Here is a 13,889-nt window from a genome sequence, read left to right as displayed (position 1 = left end):
TCCTACAACGCTTACATTTCTTAAACAATTGTTCAGTTTTTCCACCAGGACAGCAGCAAGGCCAATGCGCCGCACAGCATCAAGGTTTCGCCCAATGCCTGGGACCAGCCGACCAGCATCAGCCCAGCGCCGATCAACAGGTAATACATCAAGCCAAACAGCGCGCCGGCCGTGCCCAGTCGATCAGCGTAATTGGCCAGGGCCGAGCCGAGAATGTTCGGGATCGCCATGCCGAACGCCAGTACCACCAGCAGCATCGATAACACAAACAATCCGCTGTCTTGCAGCAGCCACACACCGATGCCGCCGAGCAATGCCACGCCCGCCGCGAGACGGATCAGGCCCAATCCCGTGAACCCTCTGCGCAGCAACCGTCTATTGAGCCAGGCGCCAAGACCGGAGCCCAGGGCCAGGATCACACCGCTGTAGCCGAACAGTTGCCCACTCAATCCCAGCCGCTCAAACATAAAAGGACCGAGGCTGTAGTAACTGAACAAGGCGATGTTGAACAGCGCGACCAGCAACGTCGAACGCCAGATGTCCCGATCTTGCAGCATGTGCCTCAGGGTCTCGAACAGGCTGGCGTTGGTCAGGTGTTGCGGTCGGGTTTCCGGCAGGGTTCCCCAGCACCACAGCCACAACCCCAGGGACAACAGCAACAGACACCCAAGCACACCTCGATAGCCGAAGGCGTGCACCAGGCTCGCCCCGCTGAACAGGCCGAGTGCGGGACTGGCCGCCAGCGCAATGCCCATCAGGGAAAATACCTGAGCCAGTTCGGTGCCCTGGAAGCGATCGCGCAATAGGGTTTGCGTCACCACCGAGCCCACCGCAGCGCCGAATGCCGCCAGCGCTTGGGCCATCAACAGTCCGTTGAAGGTGCTGACCTGCAACGCCAACATCGACGCGCCAACGTACAACGCCAAACCGACAAGCATCGTCGGCCGCCGCCCGATGCGGTCGCACACCCGCCCCCACACCACCACGCCGAACGCAAAGGCCAGGAAATACACCGACAGGGTTTGCCCCGCCGCTTGCGGGCCAACGCCGAAGGCCTGGCCGATATCCGCCAACGCCGGGCTGTAGAGGGTTTGGGCGATCTGCGGGAACATCAATAACGCAATCGCCAGCACCAACAGGTTTCGGGAATTCATCACAGCGTCACTCTTCAATAAAAACTGGCGAGGAGTTTAAGAAGCACTGACTGACGTATTATCCGAACCCTGACACGTTTTCGATGAAATCGGACATCTTCATGGCCTGGCTGGATTCCCACGCAACGTTCGACCCCGATCACTACCCGGCGAGTGTCATCGGCATCGCCTCCCACCTCGGCGACCACGATTCCGGCCTGCATCAACATCAGCGCGGGCAACTGCTGTTCACCCGCCGGGGCTGCATGCGCATCACCCTCGCCCAGCAGTTGTGCTTGCTGCCACCCTCCCGCGCCGCGTGGATTCCCTCCGGCGTGACCCACCGCGCGGTGATGCAACGCAGCGTGGATTACCGATCCATTTACCTGACGCCAGCGTTGTGTGTCGACCTGCCGCAACAGGTCTGCGTGATGGAAGTCAGCCCACTGCTGCGGGCCGTGCTGGAACCGATTGCGCTGGCAGATTTCGCCACCGATTGGCAGCAGGGCAAATTCGTCCATCTGCTGGGCCTGTGCCTGAGCGAAATTCGCGAGGCCGCGCAACAACCGATGCTCCTGCCCCTGCCCCGGGATAAACGCCTGGCGCCGTTGCTGACGACACTCGACCGCCTGCCACCGGAACTTCAGGTGCTGGAACAACAGATCGGCGCCAGCGGGCGGACCATCGGCCGCATCTTCCAGCGCGAAACCGGCATGAGTTATCAGCAGTGGCGCCAGCAATGGCGATTGATGCGCGCCATGGAACTGCTCGCCACCGGTCGCAGCCTCGGTTACACCGCTTTTGAACTGGGGTTTGCCAGCGACAGCGCGTTCATCGCCTTCTTCAAGGACATGACCGGCGTGACGCCCGGCACCTGGCTTAAATAATCAACTGACGACCGGCAGCAAAAATAAATTGCCACAATATATTACCTGCGTCATATTACATCCGTAATAAACACCCGATTCCCACAGGTATCCCCCATGACCAGCATGCCCACCGTTGAACCCGACCTGGCTGTCCCGGTGAACACCAAGCCACCCGTGCTCAAGCGTTTGATGCTGCTAACCGTGGCCCTCGCGGCGCTGGTCGGTCTTGGGCTGTACGGCGCCCACTGGTGGAGCGCCGGGCGTTTCCTTGAAGAAACCGACGATGCCTACATTGGCGGCGACGTGACGGTGATCGGGCCAAAAGTCGCGGGTTATATCGAAGAGGTGCTGGTCACCGACAACCAGAAGGTCAAGGCCGGCGACGTGCTGGTGCGCCTGGACTCGCGCGACTACCGCGCCAACCTGGCCAAGGCCGAAGGTGCAGTCGCCGCCGAAGAAGCCCTGCTCGCCAACCTCAACGCCACCGAACAATTGCAACACGCGGTGATCGGCCAGGCCCGCGCCGGGATCGATGCCGCTGGCGCCGAGACCGCCCGATCCCGGGATGACGATGCGCGCTACAAAAAACTGGTGGGCAGCAATGCGGTCTCGGTGGAAAGCGCGCAACGCGCCAATGCGACCTTCAAGACGGCCCAGGCGATCAGCGCCCGGGCCCAGGCGGAATGGCTGGCCAGTCAACGTCAGCTGGACGTGATCGAAACCCAGAAACAGCAAGCCCGCGCCGCACTGATGCAAGCCAAGGCTGAACGGGATCTGGCGCAGTTGAACGTCGGCTACACCGAACTCAAAGCGCCGGTGGACGGCGTGGTCGGTAATCGTCGGGCGCGGGTGGGCGCTTATGCCCAGGCCGGTTCGCAATTGCTGTCGGTGGTGCCGTCCAGTGGGCTGTGGGTCGATGCCAATTTCAAGGAAGATCAACTGGCGCGGATGACCTCCGGCCAACGGGTGATCATCCGGGCCGACGTGCTTTCAGGCCAGGTGTTCCATGGCCATCTGGACAGCCTCGCCCCGGCCAGTGGCGCGCAGTTCAGCGTCTTGCCGCCGGAAAACGCCACCGGCAACTTCACCAAAATCGTGCAGCGGGTACCGGTGCGCATCGTGCTCGATCCGGCGGATGGCGTGCTCGGCCATTTGCGCCCGGGGCTGTCGGTGACCGCTGAAGTGGACACCCGCGCCGACGATAAAACCCCCGCCGTGGCCAGCGCACCATGAGCACCGTCGCCGCCCCCGCGCAGCCGTTCAATGTCGCCAACATGGCGACGGCGACCAAGGTCTTCGCCTTCGCCAGCATGTGCATCGGCATGTTCATTGCGCTGCTCGACATCCAGATTGTCTCCGCCTCGTTGCGTGACATCGGCGGCGGACTCTCGGCGGGCACCGACGAAACCGCGTGGGTGCAGACCAGTTACCTGATCGCGGAAATCATCGTGATTCCGCTGTCGGGCTGGTTGTCCCGGGTGTTCTCGACCCGTTGGCTGTTCTGCGCCTCGGCGGTGGGCTTCACCCTGGCCAGCCTGCTCTGCGGCGTGGCCTGGAACATCCAGAGCATGATCGCGTTCCGTGCCCTGCAGGGGTTTCTCGGCGGCTCGATGATCCCGTTGGTGTTCACCACCGCGTTCTTTTTCTTCACCGGCAAACAACGGGTGATCGCCGCCGCGACCATCGGTGCGGTGGCTTCGCTGGCACCGACCTTGGGCCCGGTAATCGGTGGCTGGATCACCGACATTTCGTCCTGGCACTGGCTGTTCTACATCAATCTGGTACCGGGGATTTTCGTCGCGGTGGCGGTGCCGATGCTGGTCAAGATCGACCAGCCGGAATTGTCGCTGCTCAAGGGCGCCGACTACCTCAGCATGGTGTTCATGGCGCTGTTTCTCGGCTGCCTGGAATACACCCTCGAAGAAGGCCCACGCTGGAACTGGTTCAGCGACAGCACCATTTTGATCACTGCGTGGATCAGCGGCCTCGCCGGCCTGGCCTTCATCAGCCGCACGTTGTACGTGGCCAATCCGATCGTCGATCTGCGCGCTCTGAAGGACCGCAACTTCGCCCTCGGTTGCTTCTTTTCGTTCGTCACCGGGATCGGCCTGTTCGCCACGATTTACCTGACGCCGCTGTTTCTCGGTCGGGTGCGTGGCTACAGCGCGCTGGACATTGGCCTGGCGGTTTTCTCCACCGGGGTGTTCCAGATCATGGCGATTCCGCTGTACGCCTTTATGGCCAATCGCATCGACCTGCGCTGGATCATGATGACCGGCCTGGGGTTGTTCGCGATGTCGATGTGGGATTTCAGCCCGATCACCCATGACTGGGGGGCCAAGGAATTGATGCTGCCGCAAGCGCTGCGCGGGATTGCCCAGCAACTGGCGGTGCCACCGGCGGTGACCCTGACCTTGGGCGGCCTGGCGCCGTCGCGGCTCAAACATGCTTCGGGGTTGTTCAACCTGATGCGCAACCTGGGCGGCGCGATTGGCATCGCAGCGTGCGCCACCATCCTCAACGACCGCACCAACCTGCACTTCACGCGCCTGGCGGAGCATTTGAACAGCACCAACGAAGCGCTCAACCAGTGGCTGTCCCAGGTTGGCAACAACTTCGCCGCCCTCGGCCAAAGCGGTGACGCGGGTGTCACCGCCAGCCTGCATCAGCTGTGGTTGCTGACCTACCGCGAAGCCCAGACCCAAACCTATGGCGACGCGTTTTTGATGATCATGGTCTGCTTCATTATCGCGACGCTGATGGTGCCCTTGATGCGCAAGGTGCAACCACCGGCCGCGCCGTCAGCAGACGCGCATTGATCAGGCTTGTGGCATTTTGCGGAAACCAATCGCCAGGCGGTTCCAGGCGTTGATGGTGGTAATGGCCACGGTCAGGTCGACCATTTCCTTGGGGCTGAACTCGGAGGTGGCCAGTTCGTAGTCTTCGTCCGAAGCGTGGGTCTGGCTGATCAGGGTCAGGGATTCAGTCCAGGCCATCGCCGCACGTTCACGCGGGGTGAAGAACGGCGTTTCGCGCCAGGCCGACAAGGTGGCCAGACGACGCTCGTCTTCGCCGCCCTTGCGGGCATCGGCGCTGTGCATGTCAAGGCAGAAGGCGCAGCCGTTGATTTGCGAGGTGCGCAGCTTGACCAGTTCAATCAGGTTCTTTTCCAGTGGCAGTTTCGACACCGCGGTTTCCAGGGCGATCATGGCTTTGAGGGCGTCCGGGGAAGCGGTGTAGAAATCGATACGAGGTTTCATGGCAGGGCTCCGTCACAAGGGGGTGTGGCGTTAAGTTAATCCCGCCCGTGGTTTCGACAAATAGCCAATATTCGAGAAGACGAGGAGGCCATTGAAGGGCCGCCCCAAAAATCTGTTATCGGGCATTGGCGGCTATAGATTTCTGATCGGTCCGGGATTTGTTGCGGGGCTGACATTGCTTTCGCGGGCAGGCTTCGCTCCTACAGGATTTGTGTCGTGCCGACATTTCGCGGCAAATAGCTAACCTGTAGGAGCGAGGCTTGCCCGCGAACCGCGCAGCGGCCATCCACCGCAAATCCCACTCACGCGCGATGACGCAACCACTGCAAAAACCCCTTCTTCGGCACCACCACCGGTTCGTCCTGGGTCAAGGTCCGCGCCTTGTGCAAGCGGAAATCCAGCAAGGCTTTCATGGCATCGTTGATGTCGTGACGAGCGTCCAGGCACGGTTTGAGGTAGGCCTTTTCGATGCGGTACAGGGCGCAAAAGGTCTTGGCGGTAAACGCGGCGGGTACCGAGGTATCGGACAGGATGCCGGCCTCGCCAATCACCTCGCCAGGGCCCATGCGTCCGGATTCGAACGGGGTGCCGTGACGGGTCAGGGTCACCGAAATAACCCCGGATTCAATGATGAACAAATGATCGCTGACCTCCCCCGCCGCCAGAATCGTCTCGCCGGCACGGAAGGTTTGCAGGGTCATGTTCTGGCTGAAGGTCTCTTTCTCTTCCTGGCGCAGGGTCGAGAAAATCGCCGAGCTTTCCAGCAGCGCCCGTGGTCGGGAGAAACTGTTCGGCGCCAGGGGTTCCACGCTCGACAGCATATTGATGCCGGAGGCCTGCAAGTGCCGGTACGCCAGGTCAAACAACAGATTGCGCACCGCGCGCTTCTGGTCCATAGAGACCACAAACCCACTGATTTCGTATTCCACGCCGGTGCTGCTGGAGCTTTTTAGCGCAACACTCGGCGCCGGGTGATCCAGCAGCAGGCGGCAACCCTGCATCGCCCGTTCAAGGGCTTCGACCACGGTGTTGGGCCGCGCGTGCGGGCTCAGTTGCAGGCTGATGGACACGCCGAATATGTCGCTCGGCCGACTGAAATTGATGATCTTGGCCTTGGCCGCCAGGGAGTTGGGGATCACGGCCAGGCTGCCTTGGGCGGTTTGCATGCGCGTGGCGCGCCAGTCGATGTCGGTGACCCGGCCCTCGGTGCCGTCGATGGAAATCCAGTCATCGATTTGATAAGGCTTGGTGGTGTTCAAAACGATGCCGGAGAACACGTCGCTGAGGGTGCTTTGCAGCGCCAGGCCGACGATGATCGCCACCGCGCCGGACGTGGCGAGCACGCCCTTGACCGGCAGGTCGAGCACGTAGGCCATGGCCGCGATGATGGCGATCAGGAAAATCACCGCGCCCAGCAAATCCTGGAGCAAACGCCCGGTGTGCCCGACCCGTTGCATCATCACCGCGCCGATCAGCACCGTCAGGGTCCGCGCACCGAATAGCCACCAGCCGATCTGCAAACCGGTGGCCGCCAGGTGCAGCGGCACGTTGTCGGCCCAGGGCGCCGGCTCCATCGGGTTCAGGCCTTCGTTGAACAGCAGGACGCTGAACAAGCCGAAAATCACCAGCCGTACGACCAGTTTCCAGTTGCTGCCATTGGTGCTGATCAAGCGCCACAGCCCCAGATCGATGAGGATCAAGGCTACGGCGACGAGCAGTGGGTGATTGGTGAGCAGTGACAGCATCAAGCAACTCCAGCGAGGGCCAATAGCGCGAAGATCTCACACATTGTAGGAGCTGGCGAAGCCTGCGATCTTTTGATCCTGATCTTTTTGAGATAGCCGAAACCAAAGGCCGGATCAAAGATCGCAGCCTTCGGCAGCTCGTTGGGTGGTTACCCTTGCATCCGCCCAAACCGCCCCGACTGGAAGTCGGCAAAGGCCTGGTGGATTTCCTGCTCGGTGTTCATCACGAACGGCCCGTGACCGACGATGGGTTCATCGATCGGTTCGCCGCTCAGCAGCAACACCACCGCGTCGCCATTGGCTTCGAGGGTGAGCTGAGCACCGTCGCGCTCGAACAGCGCCAACTGCCCTTCCCGCGCCAGTTCCAGGCCATTGACCTGCACCGTGCCGCGCAGCACCACCAGCGCGGTGTTGCGACCTTCGTGCAGATCAAGGGTCAGCAACTTGCCGGCGTTCAGGCGAATATCCCAGACGTCGATGGGCGTAAAGGTGCGGGATGGGCCAGTGTGGCCGTCGAACTCACCGGCAATCAGGCGCAGGCTGCCCGCGTTGTCCGGCAGCGGGATGCTCGGGATGTCGCGGTCGAGGATCGTCTGGTAACCGGCGTCGGCCATTTTGTCCTTGGCCGGCAGGTTGACCCACAGTTGCACCATTTCCAGTTTGCCGCCCGTTTTGGCGAAGTTTTCCGAGTGGAATTCTTCATGAAGAATCCCCGAGGCCGCCGTCATCCATTGCACGTCGCCAGGGCCGATGGTGCCGCCACTGCCGGTGGAGTCCCGGTGTTGCACTTCGCCGTCGTAGACGATGGTCACGGTTTCAAAACCGCGGTGCGGATGCTGGCCCACACCACGGCGCTCAGTGGTCGGGGTGAATTCAGCGGGGCCGGCGTGATCGAGCAGCAGGAACGGGCTGATGTGTTTGCCCAGGGTGTCGTAGGAAAACAGCGTGCGAACCGGAAAACCGTCGCCGACCCAATGGGCCCGTGGACTGGTGTAGATACCGATGATGTTTTTCATCGTGCCTCCGAAAAAGGTGGGTGAAACATGAACCCAGCTTAAATCTGCGCTCAATTCAGCACTAGAGGGCAACAACCAGCCTCAGCGTTCCACCAGTAGGACAATGCACGCCATTGAAGAAAGACCAGGGCTACACGACGCTGGATTTGCGCATCAGTTATGTCCGCGCGTTGACCGGCGCCAGAGGACCGGGGCGGGCCGAAGGCAAGATTGTGCATCCGGGACGTTCGACGGCGCTGGCCGAGGGGCGGATTTATGACGTGGATGGGCGGTTGTAGGCGACCGGGTCGACGACTTGCATGATTCTTGAGGCGCGGGGGTAAGGCTCCGAAACCGCGTTACGGCTATCGCGGGCAAGCCTTGCTCCTACAGGATGTGTATCGTGGCGATATTTCGCGGAAAATCTCAAACCTGTAGGAGCGAGGCTTGCCCGCGAACAGGCCAGACCAAACACCCACAATTTCATCGACCAGCCACCCATTCATGACTTCCCGTCAACATTGACTTGACCTACCTGCGGTTTTTCTCGAGGGCATCGGCGCGGATACTGGTGGCCATTCCCACTGCAACCCTGGAGTCATTGATGTCTATTCCCGCATTCGGTCTTGGTACGTTTCGCCTGCAAGGCCAGGTGGTCATCGATTCGGTGAGCACCGGTCTTGAACTGGGCTACCGGGTCATCGACACCGCGCAAATCTACGAGAACGAAGCCGAAGTCGGCCAGGCCATCGCCGCCAGCGGTGTCCCGCGTCAAGAGTTGTTCATCACCAGCAAGATCTGGGTCGCCAACTTCGCCAAGGACCGCTTGATCGACAGCCTCAAACAGAGCCTGCGCAACCTGCAGACCGACTACCTGGACCTGACGCTGATCCACTGGCCGTCCCCGGAAGACCAGGTGCCCGTCGAAGAATTCATGGGCGCACTGCTTGAAGCCAAAAACATGGGCCTGACCCGCCAGATCGGCGTGTCCAACTTCACCGTCGACCTGATGAAACAGGCGATCGCCGCGGTCGGCGCCGAGAACATCGCCACCAACCAGATCGAGCTGCACCCGTACCTGCAAAACCGCAAGGTCGTCGAATTCGCCCAGAGCCAGGGCATCCAGATCACCTCTTACATGACCCTGGCCTACGGCGAAGTGTTGAAGGACCCGGTGATCCAGCAGATCGCCGAGCGCCTGCAAGCGACCCCGGCACACGTCACCCTGGCCTGGGCCATGCAGTTGGGTTACGCGGTGATCCCCTCCTCCACCAAACGCGCCAACCTGGAAAGCAACCTGCAGGCCTGCGCCTTGACCTTGAGCGACGCCGACATGGCGCTGATCGCCGGTCTGGATCGCGGTCAGCGCTTGACCAGCCCTAAAGGCATCGCGCCGCAGTGGGATTGATCGTGCGCTAGCCAAGACTCTGGTCGAGGCGCGCCATGCTCTGCTGCAAGCGCTCGACGGCCTCGTCGATCAACACCGCACGGCCTTCGGCGCAAGCCATTTCCAGTTGCTCGCAACACTCGACCAGCCGGATCGCCCGGACCATGCGCGCACCGCCCTTGATGCGGTGCGCCAGGTCCTGGAGGTCCTGGCGATTGCCCGCCGCGTGCGCCTGAAGCAGGTGTTGACGATCCTCGCGATTGGTCACCGCCAGATCGTGCACCAGACGATTAATCAAGGTGCGGTCGCTGCCGACGTATTGCTCAAGGCCACTCAAGTCAATCTCTGATGCCGGTGGTGACGGAATATCCGCAGCGTTCAATTCGCCTGGAAACCTGGCCGCCAGCCACGCGCTCAGATCCCCCAGACGAATCGGTTTGAACAGGCAATCATCCATGCCGGCTTCGAGGCAACGGCGCTTTTCCTCGGGCTGGGCATTGGCGGTAAAGCCCAGGATCAGCGTGGCGGACAAGCCTTGGGCGCGTTCTTCATCACGAATCGCCATCGCCAGTTCATACCCACTGAGCACCGGCATGTTGCAGTCGGTGATGAGCACATCGAGCGGCTGGCGGCGCCATTGCCCCAGCCCCTGTTCGCCGTCCTCGGCCTCCAGCACCCGGTGCCCCAGATAACTCAGTTGTCGCGACAGCAACAGCCGATTGGCCGGGTAATCATCGACCACCAGAATCGTTAACTGCCGGGTCGGCAGTAACAATCCATTGGGCGGCACAACGTCGCCAACCAAGGGTTGAAGGACTGGCACATCCAGACTGACCTCAACCTGCGTGCCCCCGCCCAGCGTGCTGTGAAGCTGCAATCGCCCGCCCATCATTTCGCACAAGGAACGGCTGATCACCAAGCCCAGCCCTGAACCGCTGCGGCCGGATTGCGGCGTCTTGCCCGCCTGGACGAACGGGCTGAACAGCCGCTGCTGGTCGGCGGCGCTGATGCCGATGCCACTGTCTTCAATCACCACGCTCACCAACCGATGGCCGGAGATCCCGGGCTCGGCGCGCAAGGTCAGGCTTACCTGACCTTCTTCAGTGAACTTGATGGCATTGCTCAACAGATTGGACAGCACTTGCTTGAAACGCAGGGGGTCGATCAACACATCGCAGTCACTGTGCTCGTCCAGTTCGACCCGCCAATCCAGCCCTTTCTGCCGCGCCAGCCCTTCGAAAACCCGGCACACCGATGCCGTCAATTCGTGCAGATTGGCCCGTTCCGGCGTCAGCGACAAATGCCCGGACTCGATGCGGGCAATGTCCAGAATGTCGCCGATCAACGCCAGCAACTGCTGCGCGGAACCGGACGCCACCTCAATGGCGAAACGGTCGGTGATGCCCTCTTCGGAGCGTTTGAGGGCCAGTTCGAGCATGCCGATCAGGGCGTTCATCGGCGTGCGGATTTCATGGCTCATGGTCGCCAGAAACGTGGTTTTTGCCCGGTTGGCGTCGTCGGCGGCGTCCTTGGCGTCCTGCAACTGCTGCAACCATTGTTGGCGTTGGCGAATCTGCCGGCGCTGCCAGACGATCCAGCCCAACGCCAGTAACAGCAAGGCGCCGACAGCGGCAAAACCTTGAAAAATGGCGCGGCGATGACGCAGCCAATAACTGTCGTCCACCACCTCGTTGTTGCTCCAGCGCGCCACCAGTTCGTCCAGCTCCTGGGGCGGAATGCTCAGCAAGGCCTTGTTCAGAATCGAGTGCAGCTCAAGCGCACCGCGTTCGGTGGCCAGGGTGATGCGCGCCGGTTCGTCGCCCACGGTACTGTTGATCCGCAAGCGCTCGCGGTAATGCCGGGCAATCAGGTAACGGGTCAGGATCAGTGAACTGAGGGCCGCATCAGCCTGCCCTTTGATCACCGACTCCAGGCCCTGGGCCGGGCCTTGCACCTCCACCAGGCGAATGTCCGGCGCGCGCGCCCGAATGTACTCGCGCAACGGATGACTGTGGTAGATCGCCAGGCGTTTTCCGGCCAGATCATCCAGGGTTTTCGGGCTGCCCGGGGTCGCGCTGCTGACCAGCACGAACGGGTTGCTCAGGTACGCGCGGGTGAAGCGCAACTCGCCTTCCCATTCGCGGCTGGGAATGATCGCCGGCAACAGGTCAATCTCCCCGGCCTTGAGTTGCTGGACCTGCTGATCCAGTGAACGGCTGCGCAGGACCTTGAAGGTCAAGCCGCTGCGCTGGCTGATCAAGGTGAGTAATTGCGCGGTCAAGCCGCTGAAGCGCCCCTGGGCATCAAAAAATGTCAGTGGAGCGAAGTCTTCGACAACGCCCACGGTCAACGTCGGGTGCAGAGCCAGCCAGTGTTGTTCGCTGGGGCTCAATCGAACACGTTGCTGGCCGGAAATGTTGGCCCGGTCCGCACTCCAGCGCCGCTCGATGGCATCGCGCCGGTCCATGGGAATCGCGGCCAGTGCCTGATCGACAATCCTCGTCAGCCGCGCATTGCTGCGGGCCAGGGCAAAGCCAAACGGATTGGCGTCTAGCCCGGAGGGCCCCGCCAGGTGAACGTTGTTCAGGTAGTTATTGTTGATCAGGTAATTGGCGCTGATGAAGTCGCCCAGGTAGACGTCATCCTGGCCGAACGCTACGGCGCCGATGGCTTCAAGCGTCGAGGGATAAAGGTGCAGACTCGCCTCGGGATAGAACGCCGTGATGCTTGCGGCGGGCAGATAGTCATCGACCATGGCGATGCGCTTGCCGGCGAGGTCCTCGGGCACTTGCTCGTCCAGCCGGGTGACCAGCATGGGTTGATCTTCGGCGTAGGCCCGCGAACTCATCAGTTCGGGATCGGCCGCCTCGAAGTTGTTCGACGTCCCGAGCAGATCCAGCTCATCGACCTTGAGTGCCTGCATGGCGGCGTCGCGCGTGGCGTAACGCCGGACCTCGATCTTGACGTGCAGCAGTTGGGCCAGCAGATCGGCGTAGTCGGCGGTGATGCCTTCCAGTTCATCGTGATTGCGCGTCACCTCGAACGGCGGGTAGTCCGGGCCCGTTACACCGAGACGCAAGACCCGCTTGTTGCGCAGCCATTCCCAGTCTTTGTCATCGAGGCGCACATCGTAGCCGTCCACGGTGGAGCGTCCGAGCAGGTGCTGGCTGACCGGCTCGGCCGCTGCATGCGTCATGGTCAACAGCATCAGCAGCAAAAGACAGGCACGCATGGTCTGGCTCGTTCAGATCAGATGGTTGCGTTTGGCAAATTCACGCAAGTACACCGACGAAGGCACTCTGAGTTTTTCAGTCAGGCGCGTCTTGTAGGTGCTGACGGTCTTGTGGCTCAGGTGCATGACCCTGGCGATGTCCTTGTTGCTCATGCCGCGAGCCAGGTGCTGGCAGATGGTCAGTTCGCGATTGGAGAGTAAGTCGATCAGTTGTTTTTCGGTACTTTGCAGACTGTCCCGCGATACCGCTGGCAACTGGGTGAAATAGGTGTAGCCGGCCATGAGCGCGTGCACCGCTTCGTGCAAATGCCTCAAGTCGTTGGTTTTGGAGACATAGGCCAGGGCCCCGGCACGCATGCAACGCTCTTGAAAATGCTGCGGGTCCAGGGACGAGAAAACCAGCACCCGGCACGACTGATCACTGGCCCTGATTCGCTCCAGCACATCAAGCCCGTCGAGGGACGGCATGACCAGATCGAGCACCAACAGCTCCGGCGAATGCTCGCGCAACAGCGACATCACCTCGCTACCGTTCGACGCCTCAAAAATGCGTCTGAAGCCCTTCTGCTCAAGGACAATTTTGACTGCGGCCCGTACCACCGGATGATCGTCCACAATCAACGCTGACTTCATGGCAACTCCTTGTGCAAAGACATGACGACTGCACACCGAATACCACCGGGATCAGCCCGGTGTAGACGCAACGGCTGCGCAATGACTTTTGCATGGGAGATCAGGCAAAACCACCTGTCAGATCTGACAGTTCCGACGAACGGTCAACCCTGCTGTTGCTTGTACAAGCGGGTCAACCAGGGTTGGTCTTCAGCCGGCATCGGCGGATCGACCACCGTCATCAACTGCACCAGGGTGCCCAGATCGGGCAGTACCCCATGGCTGACCTGAACCTTTTGTTGCGCACATCCCGGAATCGGCGGCAATTGGGCCCGCTCACCGTCATAGATCAAGGCGTAATGAACTTGCGGGTTGTTCAGAAAGAATCCCAACCAGTCCAGCGCGCCGTGCGCCATGGCGGCATTGACCACCACCAGATCGAACGGCTCGCAACCGTACTCCACCAGAGTCAGCAGTTCTTCGAGATTTTGCGCGGGTGCAACACGGAAGTAATCGAGTTGATTGAAGAGCCGCTCGACTTTCATCCGATGGAAATGCTGCTCGTCGGCGATCAGTATTCGTAAGGCTTTATTCGGCATCATTGCCTCGGGAGAGTGGGAGATTCATGTCGCGCAAGGCTACGGAACACCTGTTGA

Annotated in this window: 11 protein-coding genes and 1 pseudogene; 5 read left to right on the top strand and 7 right to left on the bottom strand. The window is 61.1% G+C overall.

Features of this window, described 5'->3' with window-relative positions:
- Positions 1–32: 32 nt before the first annotated feature.
- On the bottom strand, positions 33–1,154 hold the full coding sequence (locus tag ACZ89E_RS02220; protein ID WP_476254748.1) for an MFS transporter: 1,122 nt from the start codon (positions 1,152–1,154) through the stop codon (positions 33–35).
- Between the two features lie 101 nt (positions 1,155–1,255).
- On the opposite strand from ACZ89E_RS02220, the gene ACZ89E_RS02215 reads away from it, so the two are divergent.
- The 3 genes from ACZ89E_RS02215 to ACZ89E_RS02205 all read left to right on the top strand — a co-directional run bounded on the left by ACZ89E_RS02215 (position 1,256) and on the right by ACZ89E_RS02205 (position 4,821).
- Complete coding sequence (locus ACZ89E_RS02215) at positions 1,256–2,020, top strand: AraC family transcriptional regulator (protein ID WP_149661329.1); 765 nt, start codon at positions 1,256–1,258, stop codon at positions 2,018–2,020.
- Between the two features lie 96 nt (positions 2,021–2,116).
- The gene (locus ACZ89E_RS02210) at positions 2,117–3,235 is read left to right on the top strand and encodes an HlyD family secretion protein (RefSeq protein WP_476254747.1); all 1,119 of its coding nucleotides are present in this window, start codon (positions 2,117–2,119) and stop codon (positions 3,233–3,235) included.
- Positions 3,232–4,821: a DHA2 family efflux MFS transporter permease subunit gene (locus ACZ89E_RS02205; RefSeq protein WP_476254746.1), complete on the top strand. Its 1,590-nt coding sequence runs from the start codon at positions 3,232–3,234 to the stop codon at positions 4,819–4,821. The genes ACZ89E_RS02210 and ACZ89E_RS02205 overlap by 4 nt, the downstream gene beginning before the upstream one ends.
- Here the strand turns inward: ACZ89E_RS02205 and ACZ89E_RS02200 are convergent, their stop codons facing one another.
- The 3 genes from ACZ89E_RS02200 to ACZ89E_RS02190 form a co-directional block, all read right to left on the bottom strand.
- Complete coding sequence (locus ACZ89E_RS02200; RefSeq protein ID WP_149661315.1) at positions 4,822–5,262, bottom strand: carboxymuconolactone decarboxylase family protein; 441 nt, start codon at positions 5,260–5,262, stop codon at positions 4,822–4,824.
- 302 nt (positions 5,263–5,564) lie between these two features.
- On the bottom strand, positions 5,565–7,007 hold the full coding sequence (locus ACZ89E_RS02195; protein ID WP_149661314.1) for a mechanosensitive ion channel family protein: 1,443 nt from the start codon (positions 7,005–7,007) through the stop codon (positions 5,565–5,567).
- A gap of 149 nt (positions 7,008–7,156) precedes the next feature.
- Entirely contained in the window at positions 7,157–8,023 is an 867-nt protein-coding gene (locus ACZ89E_RS02190) for a pirin family protein (protein ID WP_476254745.1), read from the bottom strand.
- Positions 8,024–8,130: 107 nt separating this feature from the next.
- On the opposite strand from ACZ89E_RS02190, the pseudogene ACZ89E_RS02185 reads away from it, so the two are divergent.
- Positions 8,131–8,301 (top strand): annotated as a pseudogene (locus tag ACZ89E_RS02185) (PaaI family thioesterase); the annotation flags it as partial.
- 305 nt (positions 8,302–8,606) lie between these two features.
- Positions 8,607–9,410 carry a 2,5-didehydrogluconate reductase DkgB gene (gene dkgB, locus ACZ89E_RS02180; RefSeq protein ID WP_463257996.1) on the top strand — a complete coding sequence of 268 codons (804 nt, stop codon included), beginning with the start codon at positions 8,607–8,609 and terminating at the stop codon, positions 9,408–9,410.
- Positions 9,411–9,417: 7 nt separating this feature from the next.
- On the opposite strand, the gene ACZ89E_RS02175 is transcribed toward dkgB, so the two are convergent.
- From ACZ89E_RS02175 to ACZ89E_RS02165, 3 genes are all read right to left on the bottom strand, one after another.
- Positions 9,418–12,621 carry an ATP-binding protein gene (locus tag ACZ89E_RS02175; RefSeq protein WP_476254744.1) on the bottom strand — a complete coding sequence of 1,068 codons (3,204 nt, stop codon included), beginning with the start codon at positions 12,619–12,621 and terminating at the stop codon, positions 9,418–9,420.
- Positions 12,622–12,633: 12 nt separating this feature from the next.
- A complete protein-coding gene (locus tag ACZ89E_RS02170) occupies positions 12,634–13,254 on the bottom strand; it encodes a response regulator transcription factor (RefSeq protein ID WP_149661310.1) in 621 nt (206 codons plus the stop codon).
- Positions 13,255–13,397: 143 nt separating this feature from the next.
- Entirely contained in the window at positions 13,398–13,832 is a 435-nt protein-coding gene (locus ACZ89E_RS02165) for a PleD family two-component system response regulator (RefSeq protein WP_149661309.1), read from the bottom strand.
- Positions 13,833–13,889: the final 57 nt, after the last annotated feature.

The organism is Pseudomonas sp. TE3899, from assembly GCF_056279105.1.
Note: the sequence above shows the minus strand (reverse complement) of the source record. Positions and strands in the feature narration are given on the sequence as shown.